This is a genomic window from Mycobacterium colombiense, assembly GCF_003284935.1.
Classification (GTDB): domain Bacteria; phylum Actinomycetota; class Actinomycetes; order Mycobacteriales; family Mycobacteriaceae; genus Mycobacterium; species Mycobacterium arosiense_A.
The window spans coordinates 1-21,017 of sequence record NZ_QMEV01000043.1 but is presented as its reverse complement, the minus strand read 5'-3'; the positions used below and the strand labels follow the sequence as shown (position 1 = coordinate 21,017).

Sequence of the window (21,017 nt, the reverse complement as noted above, 5' to 3'; positions counted from 1 at the left end):
TTCAGCTGGCGATTGTGCAACGGCGCCCCGCGATGCGCAGGAGACGCGGGGGCGCCGCGTCGAAAGCCTTGTGGCACAACGTGTCCAGCCAAGCGAGGCCCGCTTCACGCACGGTGGCCGTATCGAGCGAATTTGCGGCATCGATGACGGCGGCCGGGGCGGCCTTTTTCGGTCAGCACCACGATCGCGTCGGCGGCCGTCACCCCCGCTTAGCTGCGGCACAGCGGGGACAGGGTCGGGCGATTGCGGCTCATAACCCGCCACCTGGCCGGCACACAACGGTGTGGTGAGAAGTAGGCCCCATCGCCGGCCGGCCGAGCCCGCGCTCTTTGCTCAGGCGCTCTTGGCCAGCGACGATCCCGACGCGCTGGTGCCCTTGGCGACCCGCCGGATCAGCATCCGGGTCGCCTTGTCCAGGATTTCCTGCGCCACATCCGGCTTGCGGGCGCGCTCGGCACGGCGCACCGCCGCGGCGATGGTCAGTCCCTGCTCGTAACCGGTGACGACGCGGGGGTCGACGTAGGAACCGCGCGCCACCGCCGGGGTGTTGCCCAGTTCCTCGGCGACTTCTTTCATCACCGCGGATTCGACGCGCTTGGCGACCCGCTGCGAGACCGCCGGGTCCGCATCGGCGAACGCCGCCGCCGCGAGCACCGTCCCGTGCCACGTCCGCAGATCTTTGACGGTGTACTCCTCGCCCACCAGCTCCTTGAACCGGGCGTTCAGGTCGTCGGCGCGCACATCGAGCCACCCGGATGCATTGCGGCACACCAACAGTCGCTCGGTGCGGTTGGGGCGGCGCATCAGGGCGCGCACCGCGCGGACCACTTCGGGATCCTCGATTTCCACGGTGCGCCGCACCCCGCTCTTGGCCGGGAAATCGAACTCGACGGCGTTGCGCCGCACCACCACATGCTCACACAGCAGGGTAGACAGGCCGTAGGACTCGTGCTCCTCGGCGTACTGTTCGCCGCCGGCGCGGAAGTAGCCGCGATCCAGCAGCCGCAGCGCGAGCGCCAAGACCCGCCTGCGGGTCAAGCCCTGTCGGGCCAGATCTTTGGCGATCTGGGCGCGCCACACGGGCAGCCGTGTGGACAGTTCCAGCACCCGGTCGAACTTTTCCTCGGCCCGCTCCTGTTGCCAGGCGGCGTGATACAGGTACTGCCGGCGACCGGCCGCGTCGACGCCGACGGCCTGAATGGCCATTGGCGTGGGGCGAAATCCATACCTTTTTCCAAGCCGGCGGAATGACCAGATCCTTGATGCGCTGCAAGGTTTCCGGGTCCGACAGCGGCGTGCCATCCGGTTGGTAATAGGCGAAGCCTCTGCCGCGACGCTTGCGCGCGATTCCCGGGTGGCTCAGCACGCTACGGCGCAACCGCATTGTCGTCTCCTCGGAGTTCTGGTAGCTGACTGCACAATTACCCGTCCGAGGAGTTGTTCACACGGTAGGCAAACGCGCGCGGAACGGAAACGACCCGCCACGGCGTTGTGGCGGGTCGTCTCGGAATCCGATCAGCCGGCCATGAACTCCTGGTAAGCCGACTCGAGGTACGGCGGCAGGGCGGTGACATTGCACTGCCGTTCGGTGTCGCCGATCGGTGCCAGGATGCCGCGCAGGTCGTTGTATTCCTGCGGGTGGCCGGTGAAGTAGCCGCGCAGGCTTGCCTCAGCCTCCGGCCGCGGCTGCCCGTAGGCGGCCGTCACCACCTGGTTGGCGCCCGGGTGCGCGGCCAGATACTGCTCGGCCGAGCCTTGCACCGCGGACACGGTGTTGTTCACACCGCCGGGACTGCAGTCGGGTGCGGCGGCCGCCGACGGTGCGCCGACGATGCCCATGGCCATTCCCCCGAGCAGACAGCCGACACTGATTCCGGCCACTTTCCGGCGCGCGACAATGCTGCTGATTTTCATGATTGTGATGTCCTTCGAAAACGAAATGATTTTTCTGCAGAGAGGCTCCCGATCCTCGAAATCCAAAGTAGCGGAAGCGAACAGTGCGGGCGTTCGCCGCCGACGAGCGCCGGGGCCGTCGGGGCCGCTTCAGGGGTCGTTTTGCTGTGCGAACGATGAAGCGAGCCGGGGGTTTTTAAGAAACGGGGCCGGTTCTTACGAAATCGTAATCGGGATCGTGACGCAATCGTTATCTGAAGCTCGGGCCGATGCCATTGCTGGAGCCGTCGCCGTCTGTGCGGTGATGTCCGTCGGTGCAGGGCGGTGCCAGGGTGTGTAACCAGGTGTCGACGTCGGGGCCGACGACCACCGCACGGTCACCAGCCAGCAGCGCCCCGGCGCCCAGCGCGGCGACCGCAGGTTCCACCGCGCGGACCTGTCGGGGATCACCTTGCTGGATCAGCAGTTTGGACGTCAGCTCCGGTAACCGGATGGGGTCCGGCCCGGTGATCGTGCGCGGCGTGTGTGTCTGACCCAGGGCCGCCTCGACCAACACGTCGGCGACGGTGTCGGCCGCGATGGGTTGAATCAGCCAGTCCTCGACGACCACCTCGTTGTCGTCGCAGCTGACCGCGTCGTGGTTGGTGGCGAATTCGTACCAGTGGGTCGACTTGACGATGGTGGTCGGCACCGGGCCGTCGAGCAAGATGTCCTTCGCCTGGCGTTTGGCCTGGTAGTACGGGAAACCGTCGAACACCGGGTCTTCGATTCCGGCGATCGTCGACACCACCAGACGGTGCACGTCCTGCGTCACGCACGCGCCCACGATGTTGTGGGAAGCGGTGGTGAGGGTCTGGCCGATGTCGGACCGCCCGTCGGGCGGGACGGGGTTCGACACGTCGATGGCGACGTCGACGCCCTGGAGCGCCCGCGACAGATCGGCTCCGTTGAACAGATCGATGTTGTGCTGCCGCGAAATCTCGACCACTGCGACGCCGCGCGCCCTCAACCGGGCGACAACCCGCGAACCCGCTGTGCCGGTCGCCCCGATCACGGCGATGGTCGTCGTCACTACACCTCACCCCCGGGCGTTCGTCGTCGAGAGGTACCCAGGTCTACCCGTTTCAAACCGGTTGGCTAGCAGAGGGGACGTGACGCTCGGGCCCGAACACCCCGATGAGTGATCACGCGCACACACCGTCGCGCCTGTCCAGGGCCAACGGGGTGGGGGCGTTTGACGCCCCGCGCGGCGGGAACGCCCTAGATGCCATTCGAGCGAACGTCCACAACCACGAGAAGGAGGTCGACGCATGGGAGACCAGAACAGCGGACCGCAGGAAGCGGTCAAGGGCGCTGTCGAAGGCGTGAAGGGCAAGGCCAAGGAGGTCGGCGGGACGATACTCGGCCGCGACGACCTGACCGAAGAGGGCCAGGCCCAGCAGGACAAGGCTGACGCCCAGCGCGACGCTGGCAAGAAGGAAGCCGAAGCCGAGTCGGCGCGGGCCGGCGCGGACGCTGCCGAAGAGCGCCAGAAGAAGAACCAATAGTCCACCCGCAAGGGGGCCCGGCCCGACCATCGGGCCGGGCCCCTTTCGCGCGTAGGGTATGCCGGCGACGTCGATCGCCCATCGATGGTTTCAACCCGCCCCGCCGGGCTATTCCCCGGCTTGAGTCGCGTTGGCGGGTGGCGTGCGGACGAACGGGGTGGTAGATGAGCCTGGGACAGCGGGTAGTCGGCATGATCGCGTTTTTGCGTGCGGGCCGCCCCCGGGGCGCACCCGACCTCGGTTACGCACCGCTGTTGGCGTTGTTGCCGCGCCGCGTGACCGACGAAGAAATCACCGCCATCGCCCGCAGGCTGCTCAGGTCCAATCGCCGCGCGATCGACCACGCCGATGTCGACCACGCCGATGTCGGAGTGGCCATCATCGGGGTTACCGACGCGATGCCCAGCACGACCGACGTCGAACGCGTGCTGGTCGGGATGAGATCGGCTGGCAGGCAAGGAGACTGAACGGGATTCAGTCCCGGTGCAGGTCCACCACCAGCGGCCGGTGGTCGGAAATGGTCATCAGATCCGCCTCGACGGCGCCCCCGCGCAGCCGGGGATCGTCGGTCAGGATGTGGTCGAGCTGACGGTTGGGCGTGTCCGCGGGAAACGTCTGCGCCGCGGCCAGCGCCCGCATGCCGGACCAGCGGCGCACCGCCTTGGGGGTCATGTTCAGGTCGCCGGTCAACAGCCGCGGGCCCGGGAAGCCGCGCAGGTCTCGCATCAGCCGGCTCAGCTGGCGCCGATTCCATCCCGGAACGAACGACAGGTGCGTGTTGGCCACCGTCAGCCCGCCCATCGGGGTGCGCAACTGCGCGATGACCGCCGCCCGCGGCTCTTCGTCGACGACCATCACCCGGTTGGGGCCGGGCAGGTACATGGGAAAGCGCATGGGAATCCGCGGTAAGCGCAACACCTGCCAACTGGTCACCGGGTACCGGGACAGCAACGCAATCCCGTAGGCCGCGGTGCCCGGCTGTTCGCGGCCGGTGGCGGCCATCCAGGTCGCCCCAGGTGTGCCGGAAATGGCCGCCACGAACCGGTGTTCGACCGCTCCCATGGCATCGGCCGCCGCGGCGGTCAGATCGGCGCGCTCGGAGCGCGGCTGATCGCAGTCGACCTCCTGCAGGCTCAGCACGTCGGGATCGAGACGGCGCACGCAGTCACGCAGCCGGTCGACCACCACGCCATCGCCGACGGTGCGGCCGTGCAGAATGTTGAAGGTCGCCACGCGCATAGGTTTTCACCTACCCACTTTCGCGGTGATGCAGTCACCGGGGCGACACGGTCACCGAAAAACGACCTCGCCCACCGTGAGCAGTCGCGAAAGCACGAAGCCCGGCAGTATGGGCCCTGACTCAGCTGTACTGGAATCGAATTGGCTACGATAGCATTGCGCGGCGCGACGTTTGCGCTCCATCGCCCACCCGGGCGTGCGCACCGAGTGGGCCCGGTCCCAGGGCACCGCCGCGTCGGCCGGAATTGCCCAGTGCCACATCCAGATCGGATATTCCAGCAGCGTGGCTCCAGTGCGCTCGCATGCGGCCGAGGCCGCACGCCCCACCGCCTCGTGATCGGGATGGCCGTCACCCCGCCACGTCGCCGCACACCAGGTCGCGGGGCCGGCGGCTTCGAGGACCTCGGTCAGTGTTTCGGTGAGGTTGTCCTCGTGTTCCGGCAGCTCGCAGTCGGGCAAGCCCATCAACACCGGGGGAGGGACGTTTAAAAGATTTGTCGCCCTACGCGATTCGTACCGAAGGATGGTTTCCATCCGAAGCCGCTCCGAGGCCGACGCGCCGGGACGTGCGGCACCCCCATCGCTGGCGCAGACCACTCGGACTCCCACCCCGCCGCGGCGAGCTGGGTGATCATGGCGCCCAGGCCGAGGGTTTCGTCGTCGGGGTGAGGGGCCACGACGACCAGTTCCGTGCACTCCGTGAGATCCAGCGCCGGCAGGGACCGCTCCTGAAACTCGGCCAGCCACAACGGCGCTGGGGTGCCGCTGTGCGTCACCGGCTTGACCGCGAATCTGGCGCAGTTGCCCGCCGGCAGGGTTGTCATGGGTCCCTCGTCGCCTGCCGGCCCGCCAGCCGTCCGAGCTCCGCAAGGTCTCGCTCGGCGTGGCTTTGCCGGATGTAGATGCTCAGATCGGCGACCCGTTGCGCGTGCCGGCCGTCCTGGCACAGAGGGCCCGGGCCCAGCGCACGCCCGGTGCGGGTGATGGCCTCGTCGACCGCATGCTCCACCACCGTGCGCACGCGGCGGGCCAACAGCTGCGCGGTGCCGGCCCGGTCGAACGGATCGTCATCGATCTGACTCGCCGCCGCGGCCAGGATCGCGTCACCGGCGGCCAGCGCGGCGTCGACCGCACCCAGGTGTGCCAGCGAATACGCGTCGGCGGATTGGCTTGCGGCGCAGCGGTACAGCGGATCGGCGACCCTGCGCGCGCCACCCAGCCAGCAGGCGGCGACACCGATGGCGCCGTGCCAGAACCCGGGCCGGTTCAGATAGGCCCCCGGGTCGCCCACGGCGACGGCTTGAGCGTTGGTGAACTGAACCGGCCTGGTGTCACTGCCCGCCATTCCGGCGTTCCACCACGTGCTGGGCAACGCCTTGACGGTCGGGTCGGTAGCGGCGACCGCGAACAGCCCGCGGGTCCCGTCTACCAGTCGCGCGGTCACCAGCGCGTGGGTGCAGAACCCCGCCCCCGCGCACCACACCTTGGTGCCGCTCAGGGTGAAGGCGCCGTCGACGTCGGTCGCCGTCAGTACGGCGTCTGGGGCTTCAGCCGCCCACACGCCCCATAGTTGACCCGGTTCGGGCGGCTTGCCGCCCAGCTCGTGCAGTATCGCCACCGCGTCGACATGGGCCTCGGCGATCCTGGCGGCCACGATGTTCTCCTCGGCCAGTCGCGCCAGCCGTTGCCAGCGTTCGGCCGTGCGGCCGGAGGCGGGCAGAGGTAGCTCGAGTCGCCCGGACTCCAGCCAGTGCTCAACCAGACCCGCCGTCACACGCAATCACCCGCCGCCGATCTCCCCAACTGCCTGAGGCGGGCGAAGCCGTCAAGGGCCCGAGCCTGGGTCCGCGCCGGTGTGATCACAGACAGTTCGGTGTGTCGATGTATGCGGTGGCCCGCGGCCTCGAACCGCTCGACCAGGTCGATTTTTGCGCCGGTCGGCAGGGTGCGAAAGCCGCCGACGTGCCAATATGCCCGCGCGTCGAAGCCCATGTCGCCGTCGACGAGTTCGTGATGGCTTTCCGGGCGGCCCGGGCTGGCCTCGTAGTACCGGACGACGCCCACGACCATGTCCGCGCCGGATTCCAGCTGATGAACCAACCAGCGCGGGTCCACCCGGCTATCGGCGTCGGTGGTGGCAAACCAGCATTTGGCGTCGTCGCGCAGTAATGAGCGCGCGTAACCGAACCCGACGGCCCGGGCCGTGCCAGCGTTGTGCGCGTCGACCTTGATGAAATGCACGTCGGGCCCGTACTTGCCGGCCAGCTCGTCGCTGCCGTCGTCGCAATCGTCGAGGACCACCACGATCCGCACCGGGATCGGCGCACACAGGGCGGACGTCAGCACCGCACGCAGACACGCAGGCAGCTTCGCTCGCTCGTTGCGGACGGGGATCACGACGGCTGCAGCGTCATATGCGCATGGCACGGCGGTTGACATAACCCCAAGATTTCCCAATTGGCCGCAAGTTAAACGGCTTTAGCACCACGTCAGGTTGCCCCGCGCGCTCGCCGGGTATGACGTAAACACCATGGCCGCGACCGACGCCCACACCGAGGGATCCGCCTGCACCACGCCCTTGCGAGAAGCGCTGCGGGGCGCGGCGTCGGCGCTGAAGGAGAAGGGTCCGCGCTTCGCCTTGGCCGGTAGTTACGCGCTATGGGCTTACGGCGCACCGGAACCCAGCCACGACGTGGACCTGGTGGTCAGCGAGACCGACGTCGACGCCGCCGTGGCCGCGTTGGCCGACGCCGGGTTCGTCATCGAACGCCCGCCGGAGGATTGGTTGTTCAAGGCCCGCACCGCCGGCGTGCTGGTGGATATCCTGCACCGCATCAACGGGGTCCCCGTCGACGCGGACACCCTGGACCACGCCGCGGAGCTGGACGTGCTGGCAATTCGCATGCCGGTGCTGCCCCCCACCATGGTGCTGGTGCAGCAGCTGCGTGCCCTGCACGAACACCACTGCGACTTCGCCAAATTACTGCCGGCGGTGCGTGCGGTGCGCGAACGCCTGGACTGGGAAGCCATCCGGGCGCAGACCGCCGACAACGATTATGCGGCGGCGTTCTTGGTGCTGTCAGACCGACTCGGCCTGACCGGCTAGTGATTACGCAGTTTGGCGACCAGTTTGTCTTTGCTCAGGCTCGAATAGCCGGACATGCCAAGCTCTTTGGCGCGCTTCTTGAGTTCTGGAACCGTCCAGTCCTGGTATGAGCCTGACCGCCCGCCCTTGCGGGCGACCTTCGACTTGCCCTGTCCCGCGGCGGCGTTCGAGATGCGCGCGGCCTTTTCCTTGGAGTCGCCCTTCTTGCGCAAGTCCTGGTACATCTTTTCGTTCTTGATCGACGAACGTGGCATGGTAATCCTCCTGTCCACGGTGAGACATTTGTCGTCAGTAGTGCCCGCCGCGGCCGCGTCAAAAACCTCATCCTCAGGCCGGCACCGGGTCCGTGCGCCGGTCCCAGCAGCGGTGCCGCGCCAGGGCGGCGGCGAATTCCTCGGCGAAGCGGTCGGGCAGCTCGTCGGCAGCGGCGGTGGTCGTGATGACGGCCTGGTCGTTGAGCACGTCGGTGTCCTCGGCCAGACGGTTGGTGACGCGGGCGGTGCGCAGCAGGTCGACGCCCGCTCCGTAGGCGCCGATCGGTTTCAGGTGTTTGTAGGCCTCGGTCACGAAGTGCACGGCATAGCCATCCTCGGACAGCGTCGATACCGACCGCGGCCCGCACGCCACCACGACGGCGTCGTAAAGCACCGAGGCCATGGTCGTGAACGATCGGTCGACGGGAAGCTCGCCGCCGGATCCGCCCTCGAGCGTGCCGCCGGCGACCGGCGCCAGCACCTCGACCACCGCGCCGCGTTCGCCCATCTGCTCGATGAAGCGCTGCGTTCCCACCACGTCGACACCGTCGGCGGCCAGCACGGCGATCTTGCGCGAGGCGATGGTGTCGCTCACACCGATCTGGGACAGCGCCGGTGACGCGGCCACATTCGCATCGACCGGTTCCTCGGCTGGCTCGGGCAAACCTAGCTTGGCAGCCACCTGGGCGGCCAGCCCGCCATCCACCCGGGCGAGTTGACCCACTACGGCCGAACGGATCTCGAGCACTTCGACCTTGCCGAGCTCGAAGGCGAACGCGGCCACGATGTGCTCGGCCTCGACCGGCGACATGCTCCGCCAGAACATTCGCGCCTGGCTGTAGTGGTTCTCAAAGGCCTTGGCGCGCTTGCGCATCGTCTGCCCGTCCACTCGTTCGGTGTAGTGGCGGAAGACGTCCTCGTCGGCCAGCGCCGGACAGCCACCGCCGATGCTGTTCTTGAAGTAGCTGGTGCGACCCTGTGGGATGGTGTGCTGCCCATAGCCGTCGTGTTGGTTGGTCCGGACCTCGGCCACCGGCCGGTTGACCGGCAGCTGAGCGAAGTTGGGGCCACCCAGCCGGATCAGCTGGGTGTCCAGATAGGAGAAATTGCGGAACTGCAGCAACGGGTCGTTGGTGAAATCGATGCCGGGCACCACGTTCGCCGTGTGAAACGCCACCTGTTCGGTTTCGGCAAAGAAGTTGTCCGGGTTGCGGTTCAACACCATCTTGCCGACCGGACGAACCGGAACCTGCTCCTCGGGAATGATTTTCGTCGCGTCGAGCAGGTCGAAATCGAACTTGAACTCGTCCGCCTCGGCGACGAGCTGCACGCCCAGCTCCCACTCCGGGTACTGGCCCGACTCGATCGCCTCCCAGAGATCGCGGCGGTTGTAATCGGGATCCTTGCCGGCGATCTTCTGGCACTCGTCCCAGATCAGTGAGTGCACGCCCAGGCGCGGCTTCCAGTGGAACTTTACGAATGTTCCTTCGCCGCTACGGTTTACCAACCGGAAGGTGTGCACGCCGAAGCCCTGCATCATGCGGTAGCTGCGCGGCAAGGCCCGGTCCGACATCAGCCACATGATGGTGTGCAGGGTCTCGGGCTGCAAGGCCACGAAGTCCCACAGCGTGTCGTGCGCCGACTGGGCCTGCGGAATCTCGTTGTGCGGTTCGGGCTTCACCGCGTGCACGAAGTCGGGGAACTTGATGCCGTCCTGAATGAAGAACACCGGGAAGTTGTTGCCCACCAGGTCGTAATTGCCTTGTTCGGTATAGAACTTGGTGGCGAAGCCGCGTACGTCTCGCACGGTGTCGGCCGATCCGCGCGAGCCGGCGACCGTGGAGAACCGAACGAACACCGGCGTCTGGACACCAGGGCTGGTCAAGAATTTCGCCGCCGTGTAGTCCGCCAGCCAGTCGTCGTAGGGCTCGAAATAGCCGTAGGCGCCGGCGCCGCGCGCGTGCACCACGCGCTCCGGGATGCGTTCATGGTCGAAGTGGGTGATCTTCTCGCGGGCATGAAAGTCCTCCAGCAGGGTGGGACCCCGCTCGCCGACGGTCAGCGAATCGTCGGTGTGGTCGACGCGGACGCCCTGTTGAGTGGTGAGGTAACCCGTATCGCGACGGAACCGGGCCGGCTCCAGATCGCGCTGCTTGGGATTCTGGTCGGTGGCCATGCCGGTGGGGTTACCACCGGTCAACCGGGTGCAAACGGCCACGAATGCGCAGCTATTCAACTTCGGCCGGATTACCTCGCGTCGATGGGGGTAGTCGAAAGTGGTGATTCACACGGCCGAGGTCGGCGCCCTGCAAGGCGTGGTCGGGATCGGTGCATCGGCCGGCATTCCAGGCTTTGCTGCGATCGGTGGCAATGGCGCTCGCCCCCCCGCGACCGGGGTTATCAACCACCACGGCGTCTCGAGGTGAAGCAAGTCGCTGACCAGCACCCGCTCGTCCTGGTCGAGCGGGAATCTCGTCGGGATGTGCCGATGCTGACGATGCAGGGCGTCCTCGACAGTTCGACCTATCGAACCATCCGCGACACGGTGATCAAGGTTGCCATCGACGAGCCCCGCGCGGTGATTGTGGACGTCGACCGTCTGCATGCACCATCCGCTTCGGCATGGACGGTGTTCAGCAGCGCTCGCTGGCACGTCAGCGTGTGGCCCGACGTGCCGATCATGCTGGTGTGCGCCGCGCCGCAGGTGCGGCACGCCATCAGCGCGGCCGGCGTCACCCGGTATGTGCCGATTCATTCCACACGGGAACTTGCCCTGGCGGCCCTGCAGCACCAGTCTCTTCACGACCGGCGGCGCGCGCGCAGCGACCTGGCGCGAAACATCAGCAGCGTCGACGTGGCGCGCGGTGTGATCGCCGAATGGCTCACCCGGTGGGACATCGGAGAGGTGATCCCGGTGGCGGCCACGGTGGCCACCGTTTTGATCGAGAATGTCCTTGACCACACCGAGAGCGCGCCGGTGCTGCTTGTCGAGGGTTACCACGACACCGTCACGGTCGCGGTCGAAGACAGGAACTCTCAGCTGCCCGGGCGGCACGAAGATGCCGACGTGGGGGCGGACATCGTCTCGGGGCTGGCCATCGTCGCCGCGCTGTGCCGGGCATGGGGCGCCACGCCGACGACTTCGGGCAAGACCGTCTGGGCGCTGATCGGTCGCGAAGACCAGTTCTGACCTGCTCGCGGCGAAATACGTTGGGGCGCTTTGCGTTGCCCTGCGGACGCAGGTCGGGTGTCGGTCGGGCACGCCGAGATGCCGTCCGCCCATGGTCCAGCAGACGAAACCGCTGGCCACCACGCGAAGAGGTCCCGGCGGCCGTTTCCCGACTACTGCGCAGGGTATGCCACCTGGTGTTGACATAAGGACGGTCGCGCGGAGGGATTTGCGGGTTGAGGGTGGCAATTGTCAGTGGCGACGACGTCGTCGGGGAGGACCCGGAACGGCTGTGCGCCGCGCTGGCGGCCCAGGGCCACGACGCCACTGTCTACCTGCGGCGGGCCAGTCGTCGCTCCGGGCAGGCGGCCAGCGAGGCCCATTATCACCGCGTCTCGGTTCCCGTCGGTCCACGCAAAGCGGCGTCACCGGTCGGCGTGCTGCCCTATGTGGGCGAGTGGGCGGTGACGCTCGACCGGATCTGGTCGACCGACCCACCCGATGTCGTGCACGCATACGGCTGGCTGGGCGGGCTGGCCGCTCAATTGGCCGCGGGCCGCCGGCGCATTCCGACCGTGCAGACATTCTTGGGATTGGCCGCGACATCGCGCGGTCACGCCGGTGCGGACCGAGACGAACTGGAGCGCATCGAGCCGCTGCTGGCCCGCAGCGCGGCGTGGGTGACCGGTGAGAGCAGCGACGATGTCGATGCGCTGGCCCGACTGCGCCATCGCCGGGCACGGGTGTCCACCTTGACGTGCGGGGTCGATGCTGGGCGCTTCACACCCGCGGGTCCGGCGGTCCCCCGCAACGGCCTGCACCGCATTCTGGCCGTGGCCCCGAATCCGTTGTGGTGCAACGGACTCGATATTCCCATCCGCGCTTTGCCCAAGGTACGTGGCGCCGAATTGGTGATCGCGGAAAACGGCGCGACGAACAACGGTCACGACCATGCCCGGGCCAAGCTGCAACGGCTCGCATCGGACCTGGGTGTGGACGACCGCGTGCGCTTCGCCGGGCAGGTCACCGACGGCGAACTGCCGAAATTCATCAGGTCCGCCGACGTGGTGGCGTGCACGCCTCGCCAACCACCGCGGGCCAGCACCGTGTTGCAGGCCATGTCCAGCGGGGTCGCGGTGGTCGCGGCCAGCGTGGGAGTCCTGGCCGACGTGGTACTCGACGACATCACCGGTCTCGTGGTGCCGCCGGAGAATCCCGCCGGCCTGGCCGCGGCAACGAGAAGACTTCTCGCCCAGCGCTTTCAGTCCAAGAGTATGGGTTCGTCGGGTCGCAGCCGCGCCGTGTCGCGCTTCGCCTGGCAGCGAATCGCCCTCGATGCCCTGAACATCTATGCCGACGTCGGGGCGCAAGATCGGGCACCGACGGGTTCGTCATCGACGCCACGATGAGGCAATGATGCGGGGCCAGAACGCAATGCATTCGGGTCGGCCATGACCACCGTGACGAGTGGGGCCGGGCGCAAGCCATCCAAGGCCCCAGTGGGACCGGTCGGCGAACCGGCCGAAGTGCCCGGGTCGGGTTTTTGTCCCGCGCGCCCGGTGCTCGGCCGGGACTCCGAAGCGGCCTTCCACCCGGCCGCCGTGCAATGCAAGCAATTTCGCACCATCGATGCGCAGGCCACGCGGCGGTTCTTCGCACGTGCCTATCAACCGGGATGGCGGATCTGCGGGCTGGCCGGCCACACCGCGATCTCACATCGGCGCAGCGATGCCGGCTCCATGACGGTCGATGAGGTGATGATCCAGGGACGGCTGACTTTCGAGATCCCGGCGTCGGACACCATCCTGGTGGTCCAGCCGCGGGCGGGATCATTGAGCGTCGCGGGTGGTCCGTTGGCGACAACGGACTTCCCGATTCTGGTCGCCCATGGTATGTCGTGCGTAATACACTGCAGCGGAGCTCGTTTCGACGTGATCACCATCGAGGAGGACGTACTGCAGAAAGTCGCCGCCGACTGGCATACGTCGCCGGGGCAGCAGACCCAGTTCGTCGATTGGCGCCCTCGTTCCCGTGCCGCCGTGCGGGCGTGGCACCGTGCCCTGGACTATGTGGTGGCGACGTTGGCGTCCGCCGACACCGCTGCGCAGCCGCTGATCGCCGCGGGTTTGGCCAACCTGCTGGCCGGTGCGCTGCTCGAGTGCTATCCGTCCAACCTCACCGAGCAGGACCCGGCCAGTGATCTCGCCCTGCCCGAAACCCTCAAGGAGGCGGTGACTTTCATCCACCGCCACACTGCCGAAGACATCGGCATCAACGAGGTCGCCGCCGCGGTGCACCTGACCCCCAGGGCGATCCAGTACCTCTTCCGGCGACAGCTCGACACGACACCGACCGAATACATGCGCCGCGTCCGGCTCAGCCGCGCCCATCAAGAGCTGATGACAGCGACGGCCCCCGCCTCGACCGTCACCGAAATCGCCCAACGGTGGGGTTTCGCGCACACCGGACGGTTCGCGGTGCTCTATCGGCAGACCTATGGCCAAAGCCCACATACCACGCTGAGGCAACACGCCACACCGTCCTGATCGCCACGCGCGCAGGTCAGCCGTTCAGCCGATGCAGCAGCTGGTTCGCGGCGTAGCGGCCGCTGGCCAGGGCGCCCGTCGCGGTGGCCGGATTGTCAACGCCGACAGCCTCACCCGCCAGATAGAGCCGGTCGCCGATCGGCTGTTGCAGCCGGCGCCGGTCGTCGAGGCCGGAGCCGGGCGCATGGAAGGAATAGGCGCCGAGCGCGTACGGGTCGACGGTCCAATTCGAGGTCCGCACATCCGTCAGCGAAATGGTGTCACCGAAGAGCCGCCGTGCGACAGGCAGCGCGCTGGTCAGCTGATCCTTGGGCTGGCGCGACTCCACGAATCGCCCGCGCTCGCCGCCGTTGAAGGCGACCACGATTGGGCCCGCATCGCCGGGCAGGGTGAACCATTGCGACCACAACCCGCCTTCGGGCCCGAGGTATTGGTAGAAAGCGTTGTCCACCTTCCACGTTCGCTGATCGGCGCGAAAGAAGCTCTTGGACAACGCCCCGAAGCCCAGGGCCGTCACGGCCCGGGCGTGCTCATCGGGCAGCGGCGGATCGAAGGTGATCGCGCCGGATTTCAGCACGCCCAGCGGAACGGTGACGATCGCGGCCGGACCCCGAAACGACTTCTCACCCGCCCGCACGATGACGGCGTCGTCGCGTTGCACGATCGCGGTGACCGGCGTGTTGAGCTCGATGGCCAGCCCGTCGGCGAGCGATTTGGGCAGGGCGTCATAGCCGTTGGTGATGACGTCCTGGTCGCCGCCGGTGTACTCGCCCTTGTCGAACGTGCTCGCCGAAAGCTGGTTCGCATCGGCGGCGTATTCGTCCTCGATCTCGGTGGCCAGGTAGAAGGCCAGCTGCGCGCGGTCGGACGCGGACAGCCGTGCGCCGTCGGCGGCGGCCTGCACCGCGGCGCCCAGGTTTGCCGCCCCGCCTTGAGTTCGCGCCCGTTCGACGAACGATCGCCAGGTCGCACTGCGGTAATCCAGCGGCAGTAACGCGGGATCGACCGCGAGCTTGACCCACCCGTAATAGTCGGTGCTGACCAACTGCGACCGCGCCCGCCTGGCGAGCTCGGTCAGGGGGTTGTCCGTGGTGCCGTGGATCCACGAGGCGCCCAGCTCCAGGGGCGTGCCCCAGCCGCGGTCGGTGCAGACTCGGCCACCGATGCGGTCGCGGGCCTCGATGACCCGCACCGGCCGGCCGGCCTCGGCAAGGCTGCGGGCGGCGGACAGACCCGCCATTCCCGCGCCGACGACGAGGATCGAGGTGGTGTCCGGTGCCGGTGGGTCGGACGGGCGCACCGTAGCCCGTGTCGGTTGGTTCGAAGCGCACGCGGCGGCCAGCGCGCCACCGGCCACGCCGGTCGCGGCCGCGAAAAATGCCCGGCGCGACAACCCCGACACGAGTCTCAGCGTCTCATAAGAATCGTTTGCCGGATTTGCCAAAAGCGAACCGAACTTAGGGATAAGATCGTCCCATCCTTAGCTGCGGCAACGGCGCCGCGTTGGAGGGGGGAGCGGTGATGAGTGCGCGACGAACGGCCCGCCCGGTTGACCCCTTCCCCGAGCAGCTGCCGCCGAGTGAGATCGTGACGGTCAGGGCGGCCGACGGAACCCGGTTGCACGCGGAGGTGTTCGGGCCGCCCGACGGCTACCCGATCGTCTTGGCGCACGGCATCACCTGCGCCATCCGGGCGTGGGCATATCAGATCGCCGACCTATCCCGCGACTACCGGGTGATCGCCTTCGATCATCGCGGCCACGGCCGCAGCGGCTTGCCGCGAGCCAAGAACTACAGCCTCAAACACCTTGCGTCCGACCTGGATTCGGTGCTGGACGCGACCTTGGCGCCGCACGACCGCGCCGTCGTGGCCGGGCACTCGATGGGCGGCATCACCATCGCCGCATGGTCGGAGCGCTACCGCCACAAGGTCCCGCGGCGCGCGGACGCGGTCGCGCTGATCAACACCACCACCGGCGATCTGATCCGCAAGGTGCAGCTGTTGCCGGTGCCCTACGGGCTCGCGCCGGCCCGAGTCCTGGCCGGGCGCGCCCTGATCAACGCGTTCGGAGGATTCGCGGTGCCCGGTGCCGCCCGCATCCCGAGCCGCTATGTGGTCGCGATGCTGGCCACCGGACGGGACGCCGATCCCGGCATCGCCAGCTTGGTCTACGAGCTCTTCGAGAGCACGTCACCGGCGGGACGGGCCGGTTGCGCGAGGGCGCTGGTCGCGTCGCTGGGGTCACGCCACCTCAACCTCGACGGGTTGACCGTGCCCACCTTGGTGATCGGCAGCGAGCGCGACCGGCTGACCCCGATCAGCCAGTCCCGCAGGATCGCCCGCGCCGTTCCCCACCTGATCGAACTGGTCGAACTGCCCGGCGGGCACTGCTCGATGCTGGAACACCCGCGCGAGGTGAACCGCCAGCTGCGCGGGCTCGCCGAAATGGCGATCCACAACGCGGCCACCCGCCGGATCAGCTCATAGCAGGGCGGTGATCTCGGCGGCCGCGCGCTGCCCGGAGCGGATCGCTCCGTCGAGGAATCCGGTCCACTCGTCGGCGGTCTCGGTTCCGGCCCAATGGATCGGCCCGACCGGTTCCCGCAGCCACGGCCCGAACCGCGTCCACGACCCCGGCGGCACCGCGGCGGTGGGGCCGCCGGGCGCGAATTCCTCTGCGCCCCAACGGTGATCGACATAGTCCAGGGGCTTGAGCGCGTCGTCGCCGAACAGCGTTGCGAAGCAGCGCAACGCGTCGCGGCGACGCTGGTCGCTGGGTAGCGAGTCGAACGCGCGGGCGTCGACGAAACCCATCAGGATGCCGGGCCCGTCCGGGTGCGGACTGACGTCGAACGTGATGAAAACCGGGCCCTCGTCGGACAGGGCCTGCCCGGAGAACCCATTGGTCCGCCAGAACGGCGTCGAGTAGGCCGCATACGCCTTGCTGAGCCGGCCCTGCGGCCAGTGCCGGGCGAGCTGCTCGTACTCGGCGGGCAGCGGGGGAGTGAACTCGATGGAGGCGCGGTGGGCCGGCGGGATGGCGACGATGACGAACCCGGCCTCGGTCGCACCGAGGTCGGTCGCGACGGTGACGCCCGCGCCGTGGCGCTCGATCCGCCGCACCGGGGCGTTGAGCATCACCCGGGTGCCCAGTTCGGCGGCCGCCGCCTCGGCGATCTGTTGGGTGCCACCGGGGAAGCGGTCCTGTTGGGCGCCGTCCTCGACGTCGAGCAACCGGTCCAGGCCGCCGGCCGCGTGCGCGTAACGGGCGGCGTGCAGCATCGACACGTCGTCGGGTTCGCATCCCCAGGTCACCCGCGCCACGATCGCCAGCAGGTCGTGCGAGGATGCGGTCGCACGCACCGAGCGCAACCAGCCGCCGAGCGACAGGCCGTCGAGTTCACCCGCGCGCCGGGCGTCCCACGGTGCGGCCAGCGGGATGCTGCGGGCGATCCTGTCGAATTGCCAGCGCAGCCGACCGATGTCCAGCAGGCCGGTCAGCGAAAGCTTGGGGATGGTGCCGCGATACGCGTGCGTCCACCCGCGCCAATGGATCAGGTTTTTGCCGTCGTGATGCGTCGGGGTGGTCGGGACGTCGAGTTCGGCGGCCATCGCCAACACGGCGTCCTGGGTCGGCCCCACGAACGTGCCGCCCAGATCGGCCGGCAATCCGGCGACGCTGCCGGTCAGGGACCGTCCGCCGACCCGGTCGCGGCCCTCGAACACCACGACATCATGGCCCTGCTGTGCCAGCTCGCGCGCCGCGGCGAGTCCGGCGAAGCCCGCACCGACGACGACGACGTCGACGATGCGCGGCGGATTTGGCACGCGGTCCAGTGAACCGCATTTCCGCGCTTTTTACGGCACTTTCTGCAAGCTGATTGCGCGACGTTCGCCTCGTGGCGATGGCGAACATATGCCGAGCTCGCTATGTTAATTGCGCTGCCACCACGTGCTTTCCGCAAGTCATGTCCTCCGCCCCGCCGTCCCGGCGCGGCTACCGGCGCTGGACTACAGCGCCGAACTACGCCGCCGGACTAGAGCGCCGAACTACGCCGCCGGACTACGGCGCCGGACTACGGCGCGACCGTCAGCCAATCCTTGAACCCGGACGGGTCGTGGCGCCCCAGCGCGCCGTGCTCGTACAGGCCCCAGCCCTCGACCGGCTCGCCGTCGCCGTCGCGGCAGACCGCGCGGCCGACATGGTCGATCACGCCGAAGCCCGCGCGGCCGACGATGGCCGGGTCGGTCATGTCGTAAGTCAGCCGCTCGGTGAACTTTTCGCCCTTCCACGTGCCGTGAATCCAGTCGGAGTCGCCGCCGTACCCGCCGCCGACGTGAATGGGCACCGGCAGCTTGGACTCCACGTCGAAGTGGACGGGGGTCCCGTCCGGAGCGGTGGCGTCGATGGTCGCGCCGGTGGGGATGCGGGTGCCGGAGCGGTAGTGGATCTTGACCCGCGGCCAGCCCAGCTGCTCGACGCGTCCGTCGCGCCAGATGCGGGTGCAGTCGTTGAGCGAACGGAACCCGTTGGGCTCCTCCTGGATGATCAGCACGATGGCGAAATCGTCGAACGCCATGGGTATATAGAGCCACCACATGCCCTCGAAGGGCGGATCGGCCGGCCGGCCCGCGGGCTCGGCCTCGCCGATCGGACGGATGCCCCAGGACCGGTCGCGGCTGCCCAGCCAGGTGTTGGGGTCGACGGCGATCTCCTCGCCGTCGATGACGATGTGCCCGCTCCAGCTGCCCAGCTGCGCGAAGCGCTGCGCGTCCAGGGTGACGCGGGTGCCCGAGCGCAGGATGTGCGGCTGCTCCTGGACGACGTCGAACAGGCCCTTCCAGGTGAGATCGGCTGCGATGCCTTCGGTTTCGTCGAGCACGATGCGCAGCCTGCGCAGCGGTTCGATGACCTCGACGCGATAGCCGTTGACGTGCTGGTTGAGCCGGTCTTGATCGATGGCGTCCGAAAGGTGAACGGCGGTCTGGGTATCGCCGCGCCGGATGAGCAGGAACGCATCCTTGACGCCGAGGTTGGGGTAGTAGCCGATGCCGCTGATCACGAAGATGTTGCCGGTGCGATCGTGGGCGTTGAAGTAGGAGCGGTCGTAGAAGTTGCGGTCCGAGGAGCCCGGCCAGGCGATGGGCTGGGGGATCTGGTGTACGGGGAACTCGTCGAGCGGTCCGAGCATTACTGGTCCTCTCCGATCAAATCCTCACCGATTAGCCTCCGCATCAATCCGGCGTGGTAGAACAGCGATTCGACATCGTCGGGCTTTTCGGTCTCGCCGAAGTGGACCCGCCGGGCGCCGGTGCGCATGAACACACACGCCCACATCACGCCGGAGTACACGTAGAACCAATGCAGGTCACCGACTTCGACGCCGGCCAGCCGCGCGTAGGTGGCGCGCACGTCCTCCTCGCGCATCACCCCGGGTAGCCCCGGCAGGCCGGCCAGGCCGGCGAGCTCCTGAAAGACCATGTGCGCGAATATCATCCACGCCACATCCAGCTCGCGCGGTCCCAACGTCACCATCTCCCAGTCCAGCACCGCGACCGGCCGGAAGTCGTTGTACAGCACGTTGCCGACCCGGGCGTCGCCCCACAGCAGCACCGGCTCGGCGGCGGCCGCCTCGGCCGGCCAGTTGGCCTCCAGCCACTCGAAGGTCCGCTCCAGCAGCGGCGATCGCCCGATGTCGGGTACCGCGAAGTCATACCAGGACCGCACCCAGTTGAAGTGCTTGCGCATCGCGGTGTCGCCGGACTGGCCCTCGGTGAGGAAGCCAAATGTACTCTGCGCGTTCGCGATCGAGTGCAACGTGGCCAGGACGCCGACGGTGGCGTCCTGCAGCTCGCGCTGCCGCTCGGCGGGCGCGTCGGCAAACCAGTTGCCCCCGAAGGTGTACGGCATGACGTCGGGCGGCACCTCACCCTCGACGTAGTCCATCACGAAAAACGGTGTGCCCAGGACGTCGCCGGTGTTCTCCAGCCAGCGCACCCGGGGCACGGGCACGTCGGTCAGCTCGCCCACTTTGCGGATGACGTCGAATTGGTGGTCGAGCCGGTAGGTCGGGAAGACCTGCACATCCTCGGCGGTGGGCGCCACCCGGGCCACCAGCTTCTGCTCGGTCGGCTGCCCGTCCTGCTGCCAGCGGGTGGTCAGGATGATCGTCTCCGACGACATGCCCGTCGAGTCCACGCCGCTTTCCACGGTCACCTCGGGATTTGCGGCCTCCGGCAGTACGGTGGAGAGCCAGCGTGACATGACCGTCGGCAAGGTGGTGACGTCGCGGCTGGAGCGCTGGAGCCGGTCGACGTTGTCGACCGCCGGTTCTGTGGCCATAAGGTGCCTCCTTCGTTGAGGCAATTACGATACGGTAGGTAGCGTTATGAAAGCAGACCCGTCCGGCCTTGACAAGGCCTCCGGCGCCGGCCGCCCGCGCGATCCGCGTATCGACTCCGCGATCCTGTCGGCGACCGCGGAACTGCTTGTCCAAACGGGCTATTCCAACATCAGCCTGGCCGCGGTCGCCGAGCGCGCCGGCACCACGAAATCCGCGCTGTATCGGCGGTGGTCGAGCAAGGCCGAGCTGGTGCACGAGGCCGCCTTCCCGACGGCCCCGACCGCGCTGGAGTCGCCGGCCGGGGACATCGCCGCCGACATGCGGATGATGATCGAGGCCACCCGCGACGTGTTCACCACCCCGGTGGTGCGTGCCGCGCTGCCCGGTCTGGTTGCCGACATGACGGCCGATCCCGCGCTCAACGCGCGGGTGATGGCGCGGTTCGTGGACCTGTTCACCGCGGTGCGGGTGCGGCTGCGGGAGGCGGTTGACCGGGGCGAAGCCCATCCCGATGTGGATCCCGACCGTCTGATCGAGTTGATCGGGGGAGCGACGATGCTGCGGATGCTGCTGCGTCCGGAAGAGGAACTCGGCGACGCGTGGGTGGAGCAGACCACCGCCATCGTCGTGCACGGGGTGCGGCGGTGACGGGGCGGCTCGCCGGCCGCGCCGCGATCGTCACCGGCGCCAGCCGCGGTCTGGGCCGGGCCATCGCGTTGGCACTGGCTGCCGAGGGGGCGGCGGTGGCGGTGGCCGGGCGTACCGAAGAAGTGTGGGACGACCGGTTGCCCGGAACCATCGGAGAGACCGTCGCCGACATCGGGGCGGCCGGCGGGCGCGCCGTGCCGGTCCGGGCGGATCTGACCGACCGCGAGCACATCGCCCGGCTGGTCGAGTCGGCGCGAGAAGCGTTGGGCCC

20 protein-coding genes and 2 pseudogenes are annotated in these 21,017 nt (G+C 68.2%); 9 read left to right on the top strand and 13 right to left on the bottom strand.

Features of this window, described 5'->3' with window-relative positions; translation table 11 throughout:
* Positions 1 to 333: 333 nt before the first annotated feature.
* From DQP57_RS18155 to DQP57_RS18145, 3 genes and pseudogenes are all read right to left on the bottom strand, one after another.
* Positions 334 to 1,384 (bottom strand): annotated as a pseudogene (locus DQP57_RS18155) (DNA topoisomerase IB).
* A 131-nt stretch (positions 1,385 to 1,515) separates the two neighbouring features.
* Complete coding sequence (locus DQP57_RS18150; RefSeq protein ID WP_112634155.1) at positions 1,516 to 1,914, bottom strand: heme-binding protein; 399 nt, start codon at positions 1,912 to 1,914, stop codon at positions 1,516 to 1,518.
* Positions 1,915 to 2,143: 229 nt separating this feature from the next.
* Positions 2,144 to 2,965, bottom strand: a complete 822-nt coding sequence (locus tag DQP57_RS18145; RefSeq protein WP_112634154.1) for an SDR family oxidoreductase — start codon at positions 2,963 to 2,965, stop codon at positions 2,144 to 2,146.
* Between the two features lie 238 nt (positions 2,966 to 3,203).
* Between DQP57_RS18145 and mbp1 the strand changes: the two genes are divergently transcribed.
* Together mbp1 and DQP57_RS18135 are read left to right on the top strand one after the other, a co-directional pair.
* Entirely contained in the window at positions 3,204 to 3,440 is a 237-nt protein-coding gene (mbp1, locus tag DQP57_RS18140) for a microaggregate-binding protein 1 (RefSeq protein WP_112634153.1), read from the top strand.
* A 164-nt stretch (positions 3,441 to 3,604) separates the two neighbouring features.
* Positions 3,605 to 3,907, top strand: coding sequence for a DUF3349 domain-containing protein (locus tag DQP57_RS18135; RefSeq protein ID WP_112634152.1), 303 nt, complete (start codon positions 3,605 to 3,607; stop codon positions 3,905 to 3,907).
* Between the two features lie 7 nt (positions 3,908 to 3,914).
* Here DQP57_RS18135 and DQP57_RS18130 read toward each other — a convergent pair whose 3' ends face one another.
* From DQP57_RS18130 to DQP57_RS18115, 4 genes and pseudogenes are all read right to left on the bottom strand, one after another.
* Positions 3,915 to 4,679 (bottom strand): endonuclease/exonuclease/phosphatase family protein, encoded by a 765-nt coding sequence (locus DQP57_RS18130; RefSeq protein WP_112634151.1) that lies wholly within the window; start codon positions 4,677 to 4,679, stop codon positions 3,915 to 3,917.
* A 51-nt stretch (positions 4,680 to 4,730) separates the two neighbouring features.
* A pseudogene (locus tag DQP57_RS18125) lies at positions 4,731 to 5,503 on the bottom strand (PIG-L deacetylase family protein).
* Positions 5,500 to 6,453, bottom strand: coding sequence for an acyl-CoA dehydrogenase (locus DQP57_RS18120; RefSeq protein ID WP_112634150.1), 954 nt, complete (start codon positions 6,451 to 6,453; stop codon positions 5,500 to 5,502). The pseudogene DQP57_RS18125 and the gene DQP57_RS18120 overlap by 4 nt, the downstream one beginning before the upstream one ends.
* Positions 6,450 to 7,118: a glycosyltransferase gene (locus tag DQP57_RS18115; protein ID WP_165821836.1), complete on the bottom strand. Its 669-nt coding sequence runs from the start codon at positions 7,116 to 7,118 to the stop codon at positions 6,450 to 6,452. Before DQP57_RS18115 ends, DQP57_RS18120 begins: the two co-directional genes overlap by 4 nt.
* A 91-nt stretch (positions 7,119 to 7,209) precedes the next feature.
* Between DQP57_RS18115 and DQP57_RS18110 the strand changes: the two genes are divergently transcribed.
* On the top strand, positions 7,210 to 7,785 hold the full coding sequence (locus DQP57_RS18110; RefSeq protein WP_112634148.1) for a nucleotidyltransferase: 576 nt from the start codon (positions 7,210 to 7,212) through the stop codon (positions 7,783 to 7,785).
* On the opposite strand, the gene DQP57_RS18105 is transcribed toward DQP57_RS18110, so the two are convergent.
* Both DQP57_RS18105 and DQP57_RS18100 read right to left on the bottom strand, forming a co-directional pair.
* Entirely contained in the window at positions 7,782 to 8,039 is a 258-nt protein-coding gene (locus DQP57_RS18105; RefSeq protein WP_112634147.1) for a DUF7218 family protein, read from the bottom strand. The two genes, DQP57_RS18110 and DQP57_RS18105, sit on opposite strands and share 4 nt — an antisense overlap.
* A gap of 73 nt (positions 8,040 to 8,112) precedes the next feature.
* The gene (locus DQP57_RS18100) at positions 8,113 to 10,215 is read right to left on the bottom strand and encodes a catalase (protein ID WP_112634146.1); all 2,103 of its coding nucleotides are present in this window, start codon (positions 10,213 to 10,215) and stop codon (positions 8,113 to 8,115) included.
* Positions 10,216 to 10,494: 279 nt separating this feature from the next.
* Here DQP57_RS18100 and DQP57_RS18095 point away from each other — a divergent pair, with 279 nt between their 5' ends.
* From DQP57_RS18095 to DQP57_RS18085, 3 genes are all read left to right on the top strand, one after another.
* Entirely contained in the window at positions 10,495 to 11,229 is a 735-nt protein-coding gene (locus DQP57_RS18095) for an STAS domain-containing protein (RefSeq protein ID WP_346427299.1), read from the top strand.
* Positions 11,230 to 11,444: 215 nt separating this feature from the next.
* Positions 11,445 to 12,617 carry a glycosyltransferase gene (locus tag DQP57_RS18090; RefSeq protein WP_112634145.1) on the top strand — a complete coding sequence of 391 codons (1,173 nt, stop codon included), beginning with the start codon at positions 11,445 to 11,447 and terminating at the stop codon, positions 12,615 to 12,617.
* Positions 12,618 to 12,659: 42 nt separating this feature from the next.
* Complete coding sequence (locus DQP57_RS18085) at positions 12,660 to 13,754, top strand: helix-turn-helix transcriptional regulator (protein WP_112634144.1); 1,095 nt, start codon at positions 12,660 to 12,662, stop codon at positions 13,752 to 13,754.
* 16 nt (positions 13,755 to 13,770) lie between these two features.
* Here DQP57_RS18085 and DQP57_RS18080 read toward each other — a convergent pair whose 3' ends face one another.
* On the bottom strand, positions 13,771 to 15,156 hold the full coding sequence (locus DQP57_RS18080; protein WP_112634143.1) for a flavin monoamine oxidase family protein: 1,386 nt from the start codon (positions 15,154 to 15,156) through the stop codon (positions 13,771 to 13,773).
* 119 nt (positions 15,157 to 15,275) lie between these two features.
* Here DQP57_RS18080 and DQP57_RS18075 point away from each other — a divergent pair, with 119 nt between their 5' ends.
* Entirely contained in the window at positions 15,276 to 16,241 is a 966-nt protein-coding gene (locus DQP57_RS18075) for an alpha/beta fold hydrolase (protein WP_205869157.1), read from the top strand.
* Here DQP57_RS18075 and DQP57_RS18070 read toward each other — a convergent pair.
* The 3 genes from DQP57_RS18070 to DQP57_RS18060 form a co-directional block, all read right to left on the bottom strand.
* Complete coding sequence (locus DQP57_RS18070) at positions 16,236 to 17,582, bottom strand: flavin monoamine oxidase family protein (RefSeq protein WP_112634141.1); 1,347 nt, start codon at positions 17,580 to 17,582, stop codon at positions 16,236 to 16,238. The two genes, DQP57_RS18075 and DQP57_RS18070, sit on opposite strands and share 6 nt — an antisense overlap.
* 248 nt (positions 17,583 to 17,830) lie before the next feature.
* Positions 17,831 to 18,946 (bottom strand): hypothetical protein, encoded by a 1,116-nt coding sequence (locus DQP57_RS18065; RefSeq protein WP_112634140.1) that lies wholly within the window; start codon positions 18,944 to 18,946, stop codon positions 17,831 to 17,833.
* The gene (locus DQP57_RS18060) at positions 18,946 to 20,097 is read right to left on the bottom strand and encodes a phosphotransferase family protein (protein WP_112634139.1); all 1,152 of its coding nucleotides are present in this window, start codon (positions 20,095 to 20,097) and stop codon (positions 18,946 to 18,948) included. The genes DQP57_RS18065 and DQP57_RS18060 overlap by 1 nt, the downstream gene beginning before the upstream one ends.
* Positions 20,098 to 20,143: 46 nt before the next feature.
* Between DQP57_RS18060 and DQP57_RS18055 the strand changes: the two genes are divergently transcribed.
* Both DQP57_RS18055 and DQP57_RS18050 read left to right on the top strand, forming a co-directional pair.
* Complete coding sequence (locus tag DQP57_RS18055; RefSeq protein ID WP_112634138.1) at positions 20,144 to 20,746, top strand: TetR/AcrR family transcriptional regulator; 603 nt, start codon at positions 20,144 to 20,146, stop codon at positions 20,744 to 20,746.
* Positions 20,743 to 21,017 (top strand): SDR family NAD(P)-dependent oxidoreductase (locus DQP57_RS18050; RefSeq protein ID WP_114149387.1); only part of this gene is annotated, 275 nt, incomplete at its 3' end. The genes DQP57_RS18055 and DQP57_RS18050, both read left to right, overlap by 4 nt.